The organism is Nonomuraea sp. NPDC050478 (assembly GCF_044458265.1).
GTDB lineage: Bacteria > Actinomycetota > Actinomycetes > Streptosporangiales > Streptosporangiaceae > Nonomuraea > Nonomuraea ferruginea.
In genome coordinates, this window is the sequence record NZ_JBITHT010000001.1 from 856,407 (window position 1) to 874,520 (window position 18,114).

20 protein-coding genes are annotated in these 18,114 nt (G+C 71.9%); 17 read left to right on the top strand and 3 right to left on the bottom strand.

Going from position 1 to position 18,114, the window contains the following annotated elements:
• Positions 1–47 precede the first annotated feature (47 nt).
• The 3 genes from ACIBF7_RS04000 to ACIBF7_RS04010 are packed head-to-tail and all read left to right on the top strand — an operon-like array spanning position 48 to position 1,968.
• A complete protein-coding gene (locus ACIBF7_RS04000; protein ID WP_271275544.1) occupies positions 48–1,106 on the top strand; it encodes a LacI family DNA-binding transcriptional regulator in 1,059 nt (352 codons plus the stop codon).
• A 46-nt stretch (positions 1,107–1,152) separates the two neighbouring features.
• On the top strand, positions 1,153–1,731 hold the full coding sequence (locus ACIBF7_RS04005) for a YdeI family protein (RefSeq protein ID WP_148035760.1): 579 nt from the start codon (positions 1,153–1,155) through the stop codon (positions 1,729–1,731).
• A 51-nt stretch (positions 1,732–1,782) separates the two neighbouring features.
• Positions 1,783–1,968 carry a hypothetical protein gene (locus ACIBF7_RS04010; RefSeq protein ID WP_148035761.1) on the top strand — a complete coding sequence of 62 codons (186 nt, stop codon included), beginning with the start codon at positions 1,783–1,785 and terminating at the stop codon, positions 1,966–1,968.
• 27 nt (positions 1,969–1,995) lie between these two features.
• Here the strand turns inward: ACIBF7_RS04010 and ACIBF7_RS04015 are convergent, their stop codons facing one another.
• A complete protein-coding gene (locus ACIBF7_RS04015) occupies positions 1,996–2,640 on the bottom strand; it encodes a TetR/AcrR family transcriptional regulator (RefSeq protein WP_397196378.1) in 645 nt (214 codons plus the stop codon).
• A gap of 143 nt (positions 2,641–2,783) precedes the next feature.
• Here ACIBF7_RS04015 and ACIBF7_RS04020 point away from each other — a divergent pair, with 143 nt between their 5' ends.
• Positions 2,784–3,416, top strand: a complete 633-nt coding sequence (locus tag ACIBF7_RS04020) for an FMN-dependent NADH-azoreductase (protein WP_148035763.1) — start codon at positions 2,784–2,786, stop codon at positions 3,414–3,416.
• Positions 3,417–3,485: 69 nt separating this feature from the next.
• Here the strand turns inward: ACIBF7_RS04020 and ACIBF7_RS04025 are convergent, their stop codons facing one another.
• Positions 3,486–3,812, bottom strand: coding sequence for a rhodanese-like domain-containing protein (locus ACIBF7_RS04025; RefSeq protein ID WP_148035764.1), 327 nt, complete (start codon positions 3,810–3,812; stop codon positions 3,486–3,488).
• An 82-nt stretch (positions 3,813–3,894) separates the two neighbouring features.
• Between ACIBF7_RS04025 and ACIBF7_RS04030 the strand changes: the two genes are divergently transcribed.
• The 6 genes from ACIBF7_RS04030 to ACIBF7_RS04055 all read left to right on the top strand — a co-directional run bounded on the left by ACIBF7_RS04030 (position 3,895) and on the right by ACIBF7_RS04055 (position 10,861).
• Positions 3,895–4,464, top strand: a complete 570-nt coding sequence (locus tag ACIBF7_RS04030) for a TetR/AcrR family transcriptional regulator (RefSeq protein ID WP_397196379.1) — start codon at positions 3,895–3,897, stop codon at positions 4,462–4,464.
• Between the two features lie 104 nt (positions 4,465–4,568).
• The gene (locus tag ACIBF7_RS04035; RefSeq protein WP_148035766.1) at positions 4,569–5,807 is read left to right on the top strand and encodes an ABC transporter substrate-binding protein; all 1,239 of its coding nucleotides are present in this window, start codon (positions 4,569–4,571) and stop codon (positions 5,805–5,807) included.
• Positions 5,808–5,814: 7 nt separating this feature from the next.
• A complete protein-coding gene (locus ACIBF7_RS04040) occupies positions 5,815–6,690 on the top strand; it encodes a branched-chain amino acid ABC transporter permease (protein WP_148035767.1) in 876 nt (291 codons plus the stop codon).
• Complete coding sequence (locus tag ACIBF7_RS04045) at positions 6,683–8,485, top strand: ATP-binding cassette domain-containing protein (protein WP_397196380.1); 1,803 nt, start codon at positions 6,683–6,685, stop codon at positions 8,483–8,485. The genes ACIBF7_RS04040 and ACIBF7_RS04045 overlap by 8 nt, the downstream gene beginning before the upstream one ends.
• Positions 8,482–9,234 carry an ABC transporter ATP-binding protein gene (locus ACIBF7_RS04050; RefSeq protein WP_148035769.1) on the top strand — a complete coding sequence of 251 codons (753 nt, stop codon included), beginning with the start codon at positions 8,482–8,484 and terminating at the stop codon, positions 9,232–9,234. The genes ACIBF7_RS04045 and ACIBF7_RS04050 overlap by 4 nt, the downstream gene beginning before the upstream one ends.
• A gap of 1 nt (position 9,235) precedes the next feature.
• Positions 9,236–10,861 (top strand): AMP-binding protein, encoded by a 1,626-nt coding sequence (locus tag ACIBF7_RS04055; protein WP_397196381.1) that lies wholly within the window; start codon positions 9,236–9,238, stop codon positions 10,859–10,861.
• Positions 10,862–10,906: 45 nt separating this feature from the next.
• On the opposite strand, the gene ACIBF7_RS04060 is transcribed toward ACIBF7_RS04055, so the two are convergent.
• Positions 10,907–11,560: a TetR/AcrR family transcriptional regulator gene (locus tag ACIBF7_RS04060; RefSeq protein ID WP_148035771.1), complete on the bottom strand. Its 654-nt coding sequence runs from the start codon at positions 11,558–11,560 to the stop codon at positions 10,907–10,909.
• Between the two features lie 85 nt (positions 11,561–11,645).
• Between ACIBF7_RS04060 and ACIBF7_RS04065 the strand changes: the two genes are divergently transcribed.
• Genes ACIBF7_RS04065 through ACIBF7_RS04095 form a run of 7 tightly spaced genes read left to right on the top strand, consistent with a single transcriptional unit; the run spans position 11,646 to position 18,085 of the window.
• The gene (locus ACIBF7_RS04065) at positions 11,646–12,599 is read left to right on the top strand and encodes an amidohydrolase family protein (RefSeq protein WP_397196382.1); all 954 of its coding nucleotides are present in this window, start codon (positions 11,646–11,648) and stop codon (positions 12,597–12,599) included.
• On the top strand, positions 12,596–13,324 hold the full coding sequence (locus ACIBF7_RS04070; RefSeq protein ID WP_378524996.1) for an SDR family NAD(P)-dependent oxidoreductase: 729 nt from the start codon (positions 12,596–12,598) through the stop codon (positions 13,322–13,324). The genes ACIBF7_RS04065 and ACIBF7_RS04070 overlap by 4 nt, the downstream gene beginning before the upstream one ends.
• A complete protein-coding gene (locus ACIBF7_RS04075) occupies positions 13,321–14,124 on the top strand; it encodes an enoyl-CoA hydratase-related protein (RefSeq protein ID WP_397196383.1) in 804 nt (267 codons plus the stop codon). The genes ACIBF7_RS04070 and ACIBF7_RS04075 overlap by 4 nt, the downstream gene beginning before the upstream one ends.
• A gap of 10 nt (positions 14,125–14,134) precedes the next feature.
• The gene (locus tag ACIBF7_RS04080; protein ID WP_397196384.1) at positions 14,135–14,917 is read left to right on the top strand and encodes an SDR family NAD(P)-dependent oxidoreductase; all 783 of its coding nucleotides are present in this window, start codon (positions 14,135–14,137) and stop codon (positions 14,915–14,917) included.
• Positions 14,917–16,545: a CocE/NonD family hydrolase gene (locus ACIBF7_RS04085; RefSeq protein WP_397196385.1), complete on the top strand. Its 1,629-nt coding sequence runs from the start codon at positions 14,917–14,919 to the stop codon at positions 16,543–16,545. The genes ACIBF7_RS04080 and ACIBF7_RS04085 overlap by 1 nt, the downstream gene beginning before the upstream one ends.
• On the top strand, positions 16,542–17,336 hold the full coding sequence (locus ACIBF7_RS04090) for an enoyl-CoA hydratase/isomerase family protein (RefSeq protein WP_397196386.1): 795 nt from the start codon (positions 16,542–16,544) through the stop codon (positions 17,334–17,336). The genes ACIBF7_RS04085 and ACIBF7_RS04090 overlap by 4 nt, the downstream gene beginning before the upstream one ends.
• On the top strand, positions 17,333–18,085 hold the full coding sequence (locus ACIBF7_RS04095) for an SDR family NAD(P)-dependent oxidoreductase (protein ID WP_148035778.1): 753 nt from the start codon (positions 17,333–17,335) through the stop codon (positions 18,083–18,085). The genes ACIBF7_RS04090 and ACIBF7_RS04095 overlap by 4 nt, the downstream gene beginning before the upstream one ends.
• Positions 18,086–18,114: the final 29 nt, after the last annotated feature.

An 18,114-nucleotide genomic window follows, 5' to 3' on the forward strand; every position in this document is an offset into this window, starting at 1 on the left:
AGGATGTCAACCCCCTGTAACACACTCTTGACGACCGGAGGTTCTGGGTGAGTCCACGACGGGTCACGCTGGCCGATGTGGCCAAGGCCGCAGGTGTCTCCCGCCCGACCGCTTCGCTGGTGCTGTCCGGCCGCGGCCGCGAACTGCGCATCTCCCAGGACGTCGAGGAGCGAGTGCTCAGAGCGGCCGACGAGTTGCAGTATCGGCCCAACATCGTCTCCGTGGGCCTGCGCAAGGGCACCTCCCAGACGATCGGCTTCATCTCCGACACCGTCGCCACCTCGCGCCTGGCCGGCGACATGATCAAGGGAGCGCTGGAGGCCGCCCGGGACCGGGGCTTCATGCTGTTCATCGGTGAGACGGAAGGCGACCCCGAACTCGAACGCCTCCTGCTGCAGACCATGCAGGACCGCCAGGTCGAGGGGCTCATCCTGGCCTCGATGTTCACCAGGACCATCAAGGTCCCCAAGAGCATGACGGCCTCACCCGCCGTGCTGCTCAACGCGCTTCCCCAGGAGCCCACGCCCTTGCCCGCCGTCCTTCCCGACGAGGTCGAGGCCGGCCGCCTGGCCGCCCGCGTCCTGCTCGACGCCGGCCACCGCGACGGGATCCACCTGATCGGTGCCGGGCCGGGCCTGCGCGACGTACCCTCGGACAGCGTCGCGGCGGTGGAACGGCTCATCGGCATCCGCGAGACCCTCAGCGAGGCGGGAGTCGAGGTGGCGGGCGCTCGCAGGTGCCCCGACTGGCAGCCGGAATACGGCCTCGCCGCCACGCGCGACCTTCTGGGTACCGTACGGCCGCGTGCGCTGATCTGCTTCAACGACCGGATCGCCATGGGGGCCTACCAGGCACTCGACGACTTCGGGCTCAAGGTGCCCGCGGACGTCTCCGTCGTCTCCTTCGACGACCACCCCATCGCCTCGTGGATGCGGCCCAAGCTGACCACCGTGGCGCTGCCCCACTACGAACTGGGCCGTAAGGCCGTCGACGTGCTGTTCACCGAGATCGACCGCGACCGCTCGGACACCGGCCGGGTGGGCGACGTGCACCGGGTTCCGATGCACGTCCGCAGCCGCGAATCCGTCACGCCGCGGCCCGAGTAGCGCCGGCCGACGTCGTACGGGATCGTCCCGCGTTAGCCTGATCCGTATGGACGACGGTGTGGAGATCATTGCCTTCCCCGACGCGGAGGCCTTCGAGAACTGGCTGGCCGAGCACCACACGCGGGCGGAAGGCGTCTGGGTCAAGGTGGCCAAGAAGAAGTCCGGCATCCCGTCCGTCACCGAGGACGAACTGGTCGACGTCGGGCTCTGCTGGGGCTGGATCTCGGGGCAGCGACGCGGCCTGGACGACCTCCACTACCTGCAGAAGTACGTCCCGCGCCGCCCCAGGAGCCTGTGGTCGCGGGTCAACGTCGACAAGGTCGCCGAGCTGACGGCCGCGGGGCGGATGCGCGAGCCGGGGCTGGCCGAGGTGCGTCGCGCCCAGGAGGACGGGCGGTGGGATCGCGCGTACGAGTCGCAGAAGAACGCGACGGTGCCGCCCGACCTCGCCGCCCTGCTGGACGCCGACCCGGCTGCCCGGCAGGCGTTCGAGGCGCTCGACAAGACGGGCCGCTACCTCGTGATCCTGCCGCTGCTCCAGGCTTCCACCCCGGAGATCCGGCAGGCCAGGCTCGCCAAGGCGCTGGAGGCCCTGGGGACGGGTAGTGGAGACCGCTCCGCTTGAGGACAGCTGGATGCAAGTGATCCACAAGGTCGACAAGCTCAGATATCCGTCATGACGAACCAGAATAAAACCGGCGCCTTCGCGCGCACGAGCCGCCGAATCGCCGCAGCCGTGGTGGTCGCCGCCGCGTCCCTCGCCATCATCGGCACCGCGGCACAGGCGAAGCCCAGGTACGACGACTACTACCCCTGCTGGGTCGAAGACTACGGCTGGATGTACTGCAAGGACGTCGGCTAGACGTACTCTTCGCAGCGCGGGATCCGGTCAACCATCGACGGCGTCCTCCGGGGGAAGGTCGGCCTGGAGGACGCGTTCGATGAGGGTCTGCCAGCTTTCGGCCAGGGGGTGGGCCGCTTCCATGGCCGGTGGCGCGGCGTCCTCGTCCATGGACAGATAGAGCAGCAGCGGGCCTTCCAGGGCGGCGGTGAGCTGGACGGCGAGGGTGTCCGGGTGGGGCAGGCGCGAGCCTGACAGACCGAGGAGCATGCGGATGTGGGGCCGGGTCATGGCGACCTCGCCCACGGGGATCGGCTGGGCGCGGTCCAGGGCGGCCCGGGCGATGGCGTGGTGTTCCAGGAGGAAGGCGATGCGGGCGCGGCCGTAGGCGATCAGGCGCTGCGCGGGGTCGGCGCCCGGGCCCAGCGGGGGTGGGCCCGACAGCACCCGCTCCTGGAAGCGGCGCTCCTCCTCGTCGAGCAGGGCACGGAAGATGCCGGCCCGGGTGCGGAAGCGGCGGAAGACGGTGCCCTTGCCCAGACCGGCGCGCTCGGCGAGAGCGTCCATGGTCACCTTCCGCGTCCCGTGCTCAGCGATCATCGCGCGGGCCGCCGCCAGCAACTGCTCGCGGTTGCGTGCCGCGTCCGCGCGCTCACCACGTGGTTTTCCCAGCGGCACGACAGGGAAGTTCACCCGATCAATCTAACCGGGAATGTTAACCGGGGTAAAGTCCGTTTCTCTGTCGAGAGACGCGGGCCCTGGAGCTCTCCGGGCCGTCGCGTGCGACCACCCCCGCGTTCCGCGGGAAGCATCCACCCTGAAGAAGTGATCGATCCATGCACCTGTTCCGACTCGACGCCAGCATCCTCCCGGCCGCCTCCGTCAGCGCCGAGATCGCCGACCGAGCCGAAGCCGAGTGGACCGCCGCCCACCCCTGGGGCACGGTGACCCGCCGCCACCTGGGCACCGACCCGCTGGCCGCCGACGCCTGGGCACAGGCCGCCACCGCCCGCTCCACCCCCGAGGCCGACCGCACCCCGGCGCAGCGCGACGCCCTGGCCCTGGCCGCCGGACTGGCCGGGGAACTCCAGAACGCCGACGCCGTGATCATGGCCGTGCCGATCTACAACTACGGCGTCTCCCAGCACTTCAAGACCTGGTCCGACCTGGCCATGGCGGGCGCGGCCAAGGGCACCCCGCTGCTGAAGGGCACGCCCGCCGTACTGATCACCACACTCGGCGGCGGCTACGGCCCCGGCACCCCGCGCGACGGGTGGGACCACTCGACCCCCTACCTGAAGCGCGTCCTCGCCGACGTCTGGCAGGCGGACCTCACTCTGATCAAGTGTGAGCTCACCCTCGCCGCCACCACCCCGGGCATGGAGGCACTGAGGGACCTCTCCGCCCAGCAGCGCGCCGACGCCCTGGCCGCCGCCCTCGAAGCGGGCCGGTCACTGGCCAAGGCCTGATCCCCGACGGCGACGGCGGGCCCCATGTCCCTGGCGGCCCGCCGTCGCCTCTCCTCTTCACGACGAGGATCATCCGGATTCGGTGGGGAGGCCGGCGTCGGTCCAGTCCTCGATGCCCTCCCGGTACTTGCGGACGTCGGTGTAGCCGAGGGCGGTGAGCCGGTCGGCGACCTGGCCGCTGTTGGGGCACGCCGGGTTGGAGCAGTAGGTGACGATGGCGGCGTCGAGGTCGGGGAGCAGGGCGGGTGCGAGCCTGTCGACGTCTTCCCTGACCAGGGCGATGGCGCCCGGCAGATGCCGCTTCGCGTGGTACTCGCCGCCCAGCGCGTCGACGACGGTCACGGTGCCCGCGTCGATCGCGGCCTTCAACTCGTCCCGGGTGATGAGTGCGGTCATGCCGCCACCTCCAGAAGAATAGGACTATAGTCCGCTTATGTCTCGTGACAATAGCGGACCGCAGTCCGTTTCCGCAATCCCGTTGGAACTGCTTCTCAAGCCACCACCGAAGGAACGGGCGGACGCGGCACGCAACCGGGCCGCCGTGCTGGAGGCCGCGGCCCGGCTGTTCGCCGAACACGGCGTGGAGGCGGTGTCCATGGATCAGGTGGCCGCGGCCGCGGGGGTCGGCAAGGGCACCTTGTTCCGCCGGTTCGGTGACAAGTCCGGACTGGCCGCGGCCCTGCTGGACGCCCGCGAGCGTGTGCTGCAGGAGGCGATCCTGCATGGACCGCCGCCGCTCGGCCCCGGCGCGGCAGCCGGCGAGCGACTCGCCGCGTTCGTGGACGCGTACTTCGACTACCTGCTGGAGCACCTGGACCTGATCCGCATGTCGGAGACCGCGGCGCCGGGTGCCCGCTACCGGATCGGGACCTACCGGTTCTGGCACCGCCATGTGGCGATCCTGCTCGACGGCACGCCCGACCCCGACTACACCGCCCATGCGGTGCTGGCCGCCTTGTCGGCCGAGCACGTGTCCGCTCTCCTGCCGGAGCTGGGCGAGAAGCGGATACGCGCCGGCCTTCATCGCCTCGCTCGTACGGCGGGATGAGCCCGCGCGACCGGCCACCCATTCCCCGCTAGAACCTCCCAGAACCCTTGACTCACACTCCGGTCAAATATACAAACGTTCATACACTGAACGAGGAGGCGGCCGTGACCACATACCGGACGGACGGGATGTCTCGGCGAGGATTTCTGGCGGGCACCGCGTCCATCACCGCGCTCGGCATGCTGGGCCTGGGGACGGCGGCGTGCGGAAGCTCGGCGGGAGCCGGCAAGACCACTGCCCGCATCGGGTGGGTGGAGCCGAAGACCGGCCGGCTCGCCGCCGCGTACAAGCCGATCTACGTCGGCGCGAGGCTGGCCCTGGAGGATCTCAAGGCGAACGGCGGGCTGCTCGGGCAGGCCGTTCAGGTCATGGAGGAGGACGACAAGGGAAGCCCGGCCTCACAGCCGGCCGTGGCGCAACGACTCATCCGGGAGGAGCCGACGTTCGTGGTCGGGCCGACCGGGAGCTCCCAGGTCCTGGCGTCGGTGACGGCCCTCGCCCGGGCGAAGCTGATCCAGTCAGCCTGGGGCGGCGCGGAACTGCTCGGGGACGGCGACCGCTTCCCCTACCACTACCAGCTCGTCTACAACACCACCCAGCAGGCCAGGGTGGCGGCGCGTTTCCTGCACGAGGTCCGCGGGCTCCGCAAGATCGGCATCATCGTCGAGAACTCCGAGTTCGGCACGTCGATCCGGGACGCCGTCATCGCGACCCTGCGCGACTCCTACTCCGCGAGGCCGGTCGCGGTCGAGGTGTTCGAGGTGGACGCCTCCGACATGACGCCGTTCGTCCGCAACCTCGAACGGGCCGGCGTGGACGGCCTCGGCCTGTTCACCGGCCAGCCGCAGGCGACCATCCTGATCCTGCGGGCGATGGCGGCCAGCGACTTCCACCCGGTGATCGTCTCGCACGACCTCAACTACATCGAAGCTCTCGGGGAGTTCCCCCGCGCGCTGCTCGACGGGTTCTTCGGCACGACGTACCGAGGGCTCACCTACACCGGCGAGGAGGAGCCGTCCGCCGAGGTGCGCGCGCTGGTCGAGCGGATCGACAAGCATCCGGACACCGCGGGTCTCGGCTACTCGGCGGTGACCAGCCCGTACTACGACTACATGATGCTGATGGCCAAGGTGATCGAGGAGACCAAGAGCCTCGAACCGGCGAAGCTCAAGGCCGCGCTCGACCAGGTCGACGGCTACCAGGGCGTTCGGGCGAAGGTGTCGTTCACCGCGAAACGGCACTCCGGCATCGCCGACGAGGACATCACGGTGGGCACCCTCATGTCGGCGAAGGAGCCGCAGAGCCTGGGTGGGGTCCTCCGGCGGCGCGCGGACGGGATGTGACCGGCCGATGATCGCCGACATCCTGGTCGCCGGCCTGGTCTTCGGCAGCCTCTACGGACTGGTCGCGGTGGGCTTCAACGTCCTGCACCGGCCTACGAACGTGGTGAACTTCGCCCAGGGCGAACTCATCATGATCGGCGCGATGCTGATGGCGGCCACGCCGATCGGCGGGCTCCCCTGGGGAGTCGCCGCCGCCTGCGTGATGGTGATCGTGGCGGTCGTCGCGCTGGCCGAGGAGCGGGTCGCCGTGACTCCGGTGCTGCGCAGGTCATCCCACGCGGTCGGCTGGGTGATCACCACGCTCGCGTTCTCGCTGCTGCTCGCGGAGGCCGCCGGGCGGTTGTGGACGGACCAGCCGAGCGCCGTCGCGCCACCGTGGCCACTGTCCATGCGGGTCCAGGAGGTGCTGGGCGTCCGGTTCTCCAGCTACCAGGTCGCGGTGGTGGTCGTCGCCGTCGCCGTGGTGGCCCTGCTCGGCGTCCTGGATCGGTCCCGGCTCGGCACCGCGTTGCGGGCGGTGGCCGCCGACCGTGACGGCGCCCGGCTGCGCGGCATCGACCCGACGGCGCTCACCCGCCGTTCCTTCCTGCTCGGCGGCGCGCTCGCGGGGCTCACCGGGGTCCTCGCGGCGCCGCTGCTGCTGGCCTCGGTGACGATGGGGCTGGGCCTGTTGATCAAAGGCTTCGCCGCCCTGGCGGTCGGCGGGATCGGCGACAACCGCGGCGTGCTGGTCGCGGGCTGGATGCTCGGCGTCATCGAGGCCACCGGCGCCGTCTTCGCCTCCCCCGGGTCGCAGTCCGTCGTCCTGTTCGCGGCCATGCTGCTCATCCTGCTGATCCGGCCCAACGGCCTGCGTGGTCTGGCGGTGCAACGTCATGTCTGAAGTTCGCGGGGCACGGTCCCGCGCCGTGCGGCGCGCGGCCCCCTGGCTCGTCCTCGTGGCGGCCGCGGCCGCGCTGCCGCTGGTGAGCGGCGACCCGACGATCACCTATCTGGCCACCACGGCCGGGATCTACGTGCTGGTCGGTACGGGACTGAACCTCATGTTCGGCTACACCGGCCAGGTCTCGCTGGGGCAGGGCGCGCTGGTCGCCGTCGGCGCCTACACCACGGGCATCCTCATGGCCGACCACGCCTGGACGTTCTGGGCGGCGGCCCCGGTGGCGGTGGCGGTCGCCGTGGGAGCGGGAACGCTGATGGCCCTGCCCGCGTTCCGGCTGTCGTCCTGGTACATCGCCCTGGTCACGCTCGGCGCGGCGATGGCGGCCCGCAGTCTCCTGGTCGAGTTCGAAGGGCTGACCGGCGGCTGGTCGGGGCTGATGGGCATACCGCGACCGGCTCTCGGGCCGTGGGAGCTCGGGGAACGGGACATCCTCTGGCTGGTTCTGGCCGTCAACGTCATGCTCTTCGTCATGGTCCGCACCATCGTCGGCTCCCGCCTGGGCCGCGGCATGATGGCCGTACGCGACGCGCCCGAGATGGCGCAGAGCGTCGGCGTCGCGCCCGCGCGGATGAAGCTGTTCGCCTTCGCCTGCGGCGGCGCCACCGCCGGGCTGGGCGGAGCGCTGCTGGCCGTCCACCACGGGCTGGTGACCCCGGACGACTTCACCCTCGACTTCTCCATCCTCTTCCTGCTGGTGGTCATCATCGGCGGCGCGGCGCGGCTGGCGGGCCCGGTCATCGGCACCCTGCTGTTCTTCGCCCTCCCCGAGCTGCTGACCGGCCTCGCGGAATGGCGCGGACTCATCTACGGCGCGGCGCTGCTCGTGCTGATGGTGTACGCGCCGCAGGGCGTCGCCGGCGCGTGGGAGAAGCTCCGGGCGCGCCGACGGTCCTCCGGCGTGCCCGCCGACACCGCCCACACCGACACCGCCGACACGGGCATCCCGATCGAGGCGGGGCCGCCGCGGGGTGAGCCGCTCGGCGTCGAGCTGATCGGCGTCCGCAAGTCGTTCGGCGGGGTGCACGCCCTGCGGGGGATCGACCTGACCATCGAACCGGGCACGGTTCACGCGATCGTCGGGCCCAACGGATCGGGCAAGACGACGCTGCTCAACGTGATCAGCCGCCTGCTGCGGCAAGACGAGGGCCAGGTCATCCTCGACGCCGAGGACGTCAGCCGGGCCCACGCCGAGCGGCTCGCCCGGCGTGGCGTGGCGCGCGTCTTCCAGACGCCTCGGCTGCTGGGCACGTCGAGCCTGCGGGACAACGTCCTGCTCGGCGCCTACACGCGGGAGCGGTCAGGCGGGCCGGCGATCGTCCTGCGGCTGCCGTGGGCCCGCCGCGAGCAGGCCGAACTGGCGGCGGAGGCCGACCGGCTCCTGGCCGGTCATGGACTGGCCGGACGGGCGTCCGAGGAGGCGGCCTCATTGCCGCACGGTGAGCAGCGGCTGCTGGAGGTGGCTCGGGCACTGATGGCGCGTCCGCGCCTGCTGCTGATGGACGAGCCGGCGGCCGGGCTCACGCCGCGGGAGCTGGAGTCGCTGGGCCGCCTCATCCGGGCGATCCGTGACACCGGCACCACCGTGGTGCTGGTGGAGCATCACATCGAACTCGTCGCGAGCGTCGCCGACGTGGTGACCGTCCTGGACCGGGGCCGGCTGGTGACGTCGGGACCGCCGCAGGAGGCACTCGGCGACGCACGGGTCGTCGAGGTGTACTTGGGAGCACCCGCATGACAGCAGAGGAACTGATCACCGTGTCCGGGCTGAGCTCGGGCTACGGCGCGGTGCCGGTGGTCCGCTCCGTGGACTTCACGGTGCGTACGGGCGAGATCTTCGCGGTGGTCGGCGGCAACGGCGCCGGGAAGACCACTCTGCTCAGCACCATCTCGGGGCTGCTGCGCCCCACGTCGGGGTCGGTGCGGCTCTCGGGGACCGACATCACCGGGTGGAGCCCTGAGCGCGTCGTGGCGCACGGCCTGGTCCACATCCCCGAGGGCAGGCGCCTGTTCACCGGGCTCACGGTGGCCGAGCATCTGCGGCTCGGGCTCTGGAACGTCCCCAACCGGCGCGGGGTCGAGCGGGAGCGGACGGAACGGGTCGTCGACCTGTTCCCGGTGCTGGGCGAACGGATGGACGCCTACGCAGAGGTGCTCAGCGGCGGGGAGCAGCAGATGCTCGCCATCGGCCAGGCGCTGATGCGCGAACCCCGGGTGCTGCTGCTGGACGAGCCGTCCATCGGCCTGGCTCCCGTGATCATCCAGCGGGTGTTCGCGGTGGTGGACCGGCTACGGGCGCAGAACATGACGGTGATCCTGGTGGAGCAGCGCGTCGGCCAGGCGCTGGCGCTGGCGGACCGGGGATTGGTGATGCGGCACGGCCGGGTGGAGGCGGCGGGGTCCGCCGCCGAGCTGGCGGAGGACCCCGCGCTGCGGGTCGCCTACCTGGGCGCGGCCGTGTCCGGTGACCAGCGGAGCAAGGAGTGACATGAGCGGTGGATGGTGGGGCCCGGCGGTGCCCGCGGCCGAGGACTGCGTGGTCGGGGAGCTGCTCGTCCGCCGCGCCGCGGAGCATCCGGACCGGGTGTACGCGGTCTTCGAGGACGGGACGCGATGGACGTACGCCGAAACCCTGGCCGAGGCCGAGCAGGTCGCGGCCGGGCTGCACCGACTGGGTGTGCGGCCGGGTGACATGGTGGTCTCCTGGCTGCCCAACGGACCCGACGCCCTGCGCGTCTGGTTCGGTGTGAACCTGCTCGGCTGCACCCTCGTCCCGCTCAACACCGCCTATCGCGGTGGGCTGCTCGAACACGCGATCCGGCTGTCCGGAGCGCGGGTGGCGATCGTGCACGCCGAGCTGGCCGGGCGGCTGGACGAGATCGGCACCGGTGCGCTGGAACGGGTGGTGGTGCTCGAAGCGGACGACGCCCGGTCACCTCGCCGGGCCGCCGCGCCGGAAGTGCTGGGGCCGGAGACGCTGGCCACGCCGGCCCCGGGATTCCGCCCGGACTCGCCGTCCTTGCCGTGGGACCCGTACGCGGTGATCCTCACGTCGGGGACGACCGGGCCGTCGAAAGGCGTCCTGTGCTCGTACGTCCAGCTCGCGGCGTGCGCACGGGCCGCGTTCGACGGCTTCGGGGCGGCCGACCGCTACATGGTCAACCTTCCGCTGTTCCACGCGGGCGGCACCATCGGCACGTACGCCGCGCTGCTGCTCGGCGGCGGGATCAGTCTGGTCAGCGCGTTCGACACCGAGGCGTTCTGGCCGGCCGTCCGCGCTACGGGCACCACGCATGTGACGCTGCTCGGCGTGATGGCGACGTTCCTGGCCAAGCGCCCGCCGTCCCCCCAGGACCGTGCTCACCCGCTGCGGCGCGTCTTCATCATTCCGCTGATCGAGGACAGCGCGGCGTTCGCCGAACGCTTCGGCGTCGACGTGGTGGCCATGTTCAACATGACGGAGGTCTCGATCCCGATCATCTCGGGTCCCAACCCGGGCGTTCCGGGGACGTCGGGGCGGCTGCGGCCCGGTGTCGAGGCGCGGGTCGTGGACGAGCACGACCGGGTGGTGCCCGACGGCGAGGTCGGGGAGCTGGTGCTGCGCACCGACCAGCCGTGGGCGATGAACTCCGGTTACCTCGGGATGCCCGAGGCGACGGCACGGGCCTGGCGCAACGGCTGGTTCCACACCGGGGACGCCTTCCGCACGGTGGACGGCGAGTTCTTCTTCGTGGACCGGATGGGCGACACGATCCGGCGCCGGGGCGAGAACATCTCCTCGGCCGAGGTGGAGATCGAGCTGCTGGCGCATCCGTCGGTCCGGGAGGCCGCGGTGGTCGCCGTGCCGAGCCCCTACGGCGAGGATGACGTGCTCGCCGTGGTCGCCCCCGTGGAGGGCGCGACGATCGACCCGGCCGAGCTGTTCCGTTTCCTGATCCCGCGCATGGCGCACTTCATGGTGCCCCGTTACGTCCGCGTGGTCGGCGCGCTCCCGCACACCCCGACGAACAAGGTCGAGAAGCATCGGCTGCGCTCGGAGGGTGTCACGGCGGACACGGCCGATCGCGAGCGGCTGGGCGTGGTCGTCCGGCGGGACCGCATCGGCGGGAGCTGAGCCCCGCCTGCCCGCCGGCCCCGAAGCCGGCGGGCAGGCGGGCCGTCAGGCGTCCGGAGGGCCGGCACCGACGAGTTGCAGGGCCAGGAAGGAGTACTGGTCGGCGAGGTCACGGGCCGACACCGCGCCCTCCGGGCGGAACCACTGCCCGGCGTTGATGCACATGTCGAGGATGGCCTTGGCGACCACGTCCACCTGGGCAGGGCGCGACGCTCGCGGGTCGCTGAGGCGGAACAGGCCGGCGGCCAAGCCTCGTTCGAGGGTGCGTTCGAAGATCCGGCGGATGCGCCGCTGGGCGTCGAGGATCTCCTTGGCCTGCTCCGCCGGGAGGTGACGCCATTCGGTCCGGGCGACCAGGCCCTCGACGCGCCGTTCGGTGTGGAAGAGCGTGAGCTCACGCACCAGCTCGGCCAGCTGCCGGTCGGCCCTGTCGCCGCCGCGCAGCAGCCCTTCCTCCAGCATGCCCTCCGAGTCCTCGTACGCCCGCTTGAGGATCGCGTAGAGCACTTCCTCCTTGGACTCGTAGTGGTTGTAGAGCGAGCCCGCGGTGACACCGCACGCGGCGGTGATCTTGCGGACGCTGGTAGCGGGGAACCCGTCCTCGTAGAACAGGCGCGCCGCCTCGTCGAGGATCCGCCGGCTCATCGAGGCCGTGGTCTGTGGTGCGCCGGCGGTCGTCCGGGAGCGTGTCGTAGCCACGCTTCGACGCTACCACCACATAAACGTTCATTGACCTGTCAGCGCCGCATATGGTAAACAAACGTTTGTACAAAATGGAGGTCTGATGCGTGAACCGGTGATCGACGTCTGTGAGGTCGTCTACGACACCGAGTGCTGGACGGCCTATCTGCGTGCGCTGGCCACCGCCGCGCCCCGCTATCTCATCCTGTTCGCCGGTCGGCTCGCCACCCTCACCGGGCGTGACCCCGGCGCCGTCGCGGCGGAGGCGGCCCGCGACGCGACCGGCACGGCGGACCAGCTGGCCGCCGTACTCGGACGCGGGTTCGACATCGACCACCACGTCGCCACGCTGGCCGAAACCGGAGTCGCCCACCAGGTCCTGCACGGCGGGCCGTGGCCCATCGGGGACGGCACCGTCAACGACCGGGTCGCCGCCTACGCCGCTCGGCACCCGGACCTCCTCAGCGCCTGGGCCGGCGTCAGCTTCGCCGACCCGCGGGCCGCGATCACCGAGGCCCGTCGTGCGCTCGACGACCTCGGCGCGACCGGCCTGTCGGTCATCCCGTTCCTCGACGGCGTCGACCCGTCCGGACCCGAGCACGCCGGGTTCTGGCGCCTCGCCGCCGACCGCGGTGTCCCGGTGTGGCTGCATTGCGGACAGCACTTCCGCTCGGACGTCCCGATCGACGTCTCCGGACCGCGTGTGCTGGACCGGATCGCCGGCGCGCACCCCGGCCTCGTCCTGGTCGCCGGTCACGGGGGATGGCCCTGGGTCACGGAGATGCTGGCGGTGGCACAGCGACACGCCGACGTCTACCTGGAGTTCTCCTCGCACCGTCCGGCCAGGATGGGAGTCCCCGGGTCGGGGTGGGAGGCGCTGCTCGCCCTGGGCACCACCTCCGTCCGCACCCGCGTCCTGTTCGGATCGACCAGCTGGACACAGGCGCGCCCGCCCGCCGCACTCGCCGACGAGGTCACCCGGCTCGGACTGCCTGACGACGTCGTCCGGGCCTGGCTGCACGACAACGCCGGACGACTGCTGGGATCGGCGTCGTGAACGGCCGCCGGATCCTGGTCACCGGGGCCGCCGGAGGCATCGGCACGTCACTCGTCGCCGACCTGCTCGGCCAGGGCGCGCGGGTGCTGGCGACCGATGTGGACGAGTCCGGATGCCGCCGCCTGGAGCGACGGTTCGGCGACCGGCTGCACACCATGCCGCTCGACCTGACGGAGAGCGGCGCGCCCCAGCGCGTCGTCGACCGGGCGACCGACCGGCTCGGAGGGCTTGACGGGCTCGTCAACAACGCGGGCGTGGAGCACCGCGCGGCACTGGCCGAGCACGGCACCGCCGACTGGACGCGCGTGCTGGAGATCAACCTGTCGGCGCCGTTCCGGCTGGCCCGCGCGGCGGCACCCGTCCTCGCGGGACGGCCGGGCGCCGCCGTCGTCAACGTCTGCTCGATCGCGGTGACCGGGTTCGCCGGGCAGGCCGCCTACGACGCCAGCAAGGGCGGGCTGCTGAGCCTGACCCGCTCGCTCGCCGTCGAGCTGGGACCGCTCGGCGTCCGGGCGAACGCCGTGTGTCCCGGCTTCATCGACACGCCGATGCTCGACGTGAGCGGGCTCCGCGGGCTGGCGGAGAAGGTCGCGGCGAAGCTGCCGCTCGGCCGGTGCGGGCATCCGGAGGAGGTCGCCGCCGTGATCACGTGGCTGCTGGGAGCGGGGGCCGGTTACGTCACCGGCCAGGCATTGTTCGTCGACGGAGGGATGGTCAGAGCGTGACGCACGATACGGAGACCTTGCTGGTGTCCCGGCCGGCGCAGGGGGTGCTGTGGTTGACCATGAACCGTCCGGCCCAGCGCAACGCGCTCGATCGCACACTGGGCGAGGAGCTGCTGCGCGCGCTGGAAAGCGCCGAGACCGACCCGCAGGCCAGGGTCGTGGTGCTGACCGGGGCGGGCAGCGCCTTCTGCGGCGGGGACGACCTCGGCGCGGTGGACGAGCACCTCGCCGGGGACCGCAGGAACTCTCCGGTGCTCGGCGACACCGCCGATCCGGTGTACCTGCGGATCGTCGAGGCGATCGTCACGGCGCCGCAGCCGGTCATCGCGGCGGTCAACGGCCCCGCGGCCGGTGCGGGCACCGAGCTGGCCTGTGCGGCCGACCTGCGGATCGCCTCGGACACGGCGCGGATCGGAAGCTGCCTGGTGAACGTGGCGCAGACCGGCACCGCCGTCATGCTGCCCCGCATCGTCGGAACCGCGAAGGCGACCGAGATCTACCTGTCCGGCGGCCTGCTCGACGCCGCCGACGCCGAGCGCCTGGGCATCTACACCCGCGTCGTCCCGTCCGGGGAGCTCCAGGACGCGGTCCTCGCCGAGGCGCGTCGGCTCGCGGCCGGCCCGACCCGGGCGATCGGGCTCTACAAACAACTGCGCGAGCGGGTGTACGGACAGCCGCTGGAGCAGGCGCTGCGCATCCAGAACGGCTTCCACATCCGCAACAACAGGGAAGTTTATGACGCGGTCGAAGGGGCGCGCGCCTTCCTGGAGAAGCGCAGCCCCGAGTTCACCGGCCGTTGAGGAGGAAAGCATGACCGTGACAGACGACAAGGCGGACAGTGACATCTTCGGCCGCCTCGACGGCCGGGTCGTCCTGGTGACAGGCGCGGCGAGCGGCATCGGCGCCGCCTCGATGAGGCTGTTCCGGGCAGTGGGCGCCGAGGTCGTCGGCGTGGACCTGACTCCGGGAGAGGGGATCGTCCAGGCGGACGTCTCCGATCCAGCACAGGTCGCCAAAGTCGTCGACGAGGTCGCCGCCCGGCACGGCCGGCTCGACGTCGTCCACGGCAACGCCGGCGTCAACGTCCCCGGCCGCCCGCACAGCATCACCGACGCCGACTACCGCAAGGTGATGGGCGTCTGCTGCGACGCCAACTTCTACCTGGTGCGCTCCGCGGTCAGGCACATGCGCGCGCACGGCGGGGTGTTCGTGTTCACCTCGTCGATGTGCGGGGTGGCGGCGACACCCCGCTCCCCCGTCTACAACATGGCCAAGCACGCCCTCATAGGCCTCGCCCAGTCGGTCGCCGTCGACTACGGCGCGCAGGGGATCCGCGCGGTCGCCCTGGTCACCGGGCCGACGCACACCGCGATGGTGGACGAGCTGTGGCCGCCGGGCCCGCTCCGCGACTCCCTGACCGCCACCACCTCCGCCGGCCGGCTGGCCAGCCCCGAGGAACAGGCCCGCGCCGTGGTGTTCGCCGCGCTGCCCGGCAGCTCCTTCCTCACCGGCTGCACCCTGACCGTGGACGGCGGGGCCACCGCCGGATGGAACGAGATGGCCCGTACGATGCTCACCCTCAAGGCGGTGTGATGACGGAACTGGGACGTATCGAAGGCGGCGTCGAGACCCCCATGAGGGACGGCGTGCTGCTGCGCGGCGACCTGTGGCGGCCCGCGTCCCCGGCTCCGGCGGTGGTGTTCAGGACGCCGTACGGACGGCGTCAGATCAGCTCCGACACGCTGCAGCCCCAGCACTGCCTCGCCGGCGGGTTCGCCGCACTGCTGCAGGACACCAGGGGCCGCTTCGAATCCGACGGCGAGTGGCAGGCCGTCATGTGGGAGCAGGAGGCCGAGGACACCTACGACACCGTGGAGTGGGTGGCGGCGCAGCCCTGGTGCAACGGCGAGGTGTTCCTCGCGGGAACGTCCTACCTCGGGATCGTCGCCTGGCTCGGGGCGGCCTCGCGCCCGCCGCACCTGCGGGGGATCGCCCCGGCCATGACGACCGGCGCGACGGCCGACCTCCGCGACACCGGCGGCGCGCTGCGGCTGGACCACCTCGTCGGGTGGCTCGCCTACATGGCCGCCGACTGGCTGGGCCGGCAGGGCGCGGACGCGGACCCCGCGCTGGCCGCGCAGGTCGCGTCGCTGATCCACGATCCCGAACAGGCGATGCGGCGGCTGCCACTGGCGGACATGATCGATCTGCCTGGATTCCCGATCAGCATCGGCGACCTGCTGGACGGGCGGATCCGGGCTCTGCCCGACTGGGACCTCGCGGCGGTGGAGGTGCCGAGCCTGTCGGTGACGGGCTGGTACGACGTCTACGCCGCCGCGACCGTTCGCGGCCACCTGGAGATGCGCCGGCTGCGGCCGGATCTGCGGCACGAGCTGATCGTCGGCCCCTGGGCGCACACCGGCGCCCTGACCCATCTGCAGGGCGAGGTGAACTTCGGCGTCGCCGCCTCGGCGGCGGCCGCCCGGCTGCCCGCCCGGCACCTGGAGTTCTTCCGCCGCTGCGTGGACGGGCCCGGCGAGTCCGACCCCGTCCTGTACTTCCTGATGGGCGCCGACGTGTGGCGCACCGCGGGGCAGTGGCCGCCCGCGGACGCCGCCGGGCACACCCTGTACCTGACCGGCCCCGCCGTCCCGGGCGAGACGCCGGGCCGGCTGACCTCCGTGCCGAGCCCGGCCGCGCCCGACGGTTACGTGCACGACCCGGCCGACCCGGTGCCGAGCCGCGGCGGGCGTGTCCTGCACCTGGGCCGCCTCACCCCCGGGCCGCTGGACCTCAGCCGGACGGCCACGAGATCCGACGTCCTCCTCTATCTCGGGGACGTGCTCGCCGAGGACGTCGACGTCGTCGGCCAGGTGCGGCTCCGGCTCACCTTCGCGACCGACGCGGCGGACGCCGACGTGATGGCCCGGCTGGTGAACCACCTGCCGGACGGCCGTCTGCTGCCGGTCTGCGAGGGAGTGGTCCGGCTCAGCCACCGCGACGGGCCGGGCACGCCCGTACCGCGAGGAGAACCGATCCAGGTGGACGTCGACCTCGGACACACGGCCCAGCGGTTCGGAGCGGGCCACCGCATCGGCCTGATGCTGTCCAGCAGCAACTTTCCGCACTACGACCGCAACCAGGGCGACGGGACGCCGTCCACCCAGAGCGTCCACTACGGCGCCTCGGTCCTCATCCTGGGTGACGAGGGGGAGTCATGACGACATGGAGCCGTGAGGACCGTGACGGCGTCGCCGTCCTCACCTACCGCAACCCGCCGCGCAACTTCCTCACCTTCGCCGCGCTGGAAGAACTGGACGCGGAGCTCGCGCGGGTGGAGACCACACCCGGCATCGGCGTCGTCGTGCTGACCAGCGGCGTCCCCGGATACTTCGTCGCGCACGCCGACCTGGACGAACTCGCCGGGCTGTCCCGCGGGCCGGTGCCGCGGGCCAAGATCTGGTACACCGCGATGCGGCGCATCGAGCGGATGCCCCAGCCGGTGATCGCCGCGATCGACGGCCAGGCCTGGGGCGGCGGCCTCGAACTGTCCCTGGCGTGCACGCTGCGCTGGGCCTCGGCCTCCGCCCACTTCAGCCTGCTGGAGATCGCGCTCGGCATCATCCCCGGGGCGGGCGGCACCCAGCGCCTGGCCAGGCTGATCGGCCCCGGGCGGGCCGCCGACCTCGTCCTGTCCGGCGACGTCCTCACCGCCGACCAGGCCAGGACGTACGGAATCGTCGAACGCGTGCTCCCCACCCCTGACTTCCAGGCGGAGACCTTGGAACTGGCCCGTCACCTGGCGTCCCGGCCCGCCGCCGCGCTCGCCGCCGCGAAACGCGCCCTGGTCGAGGGCTCCAGGCTGCCGATCACCGAAGGTCTCCGGCTGGAGGCCGCGCTCTTCGCGGAGAGGCTGGCCAGTCCGGAATCCGTGACGCTCCAGGAAGAGGCGCGGCGCCGCTACGCCGATGCGGCGGACGGTGACCCCATCACCTTCGGGGGCCGCTCGTGAGAACCGCCGTCATCACCGGAGCCGGCCGGGGCATCGGCCGGGCCACCGCGTTCGCGCTCGCCCGAGACGGTTACGCCGTCGCGGTCGGCTACCACCGGAACGCCGAGTCCGCCGCCGAAGTCGTCGACACGATCAGCCGCAACGGCGGACGGGCCGCCGCCTTCGCGCTGGATGTCGCGGACCGGGACCAGTGTGCGGAGTTCGTCCGCGCGGCGGGTGAACAGCTCGGCCCCGTCCGCGCGGTCGTCTCGAACGCGACAGGCTTCGGCTCCGGCTCGCCGTCCCTGGGAAAGGCGCTCGAAACACCCTGGCACACCTATGAGCGGCAGTTCGCGACCCGGGTCGGCTCCCTCCTTGCCCTGGTGGCGGCGGCACGCCCGCACCTCGACGGCGGCGGCCGTGTCGTGACGACCGTGAGCACCGGGACGGACAGGCACGTCCCCGGCTACGCGGCGATCGCCGCCGCCATGGCCGCGGCGGAGAGCGTCGTCCGCTACCTGGCCGTCGAACTCGGCCGCGACGGCATCACGGTCAACCTGGTGAGCGGCGGCGTGGTGGCGACGGACGCGCTCCGCGACATCAGCCCCGACCCGGAACGACTCCTGGCCACCGTCGCGCGCGCCACGCCGCTGGGTCGCGCCGGCACCCCCGAAGACCTGGCCGAGGTCGTCGCGTTCCTGTGCGGCGAGGGAGCGGGCTGGATCACCGGACGCTCCGTCGTCACCGACGGAGGAAACTCCCTCCGCTGACCTTCGGCAGGTGAAACCGGCGTGAGGGG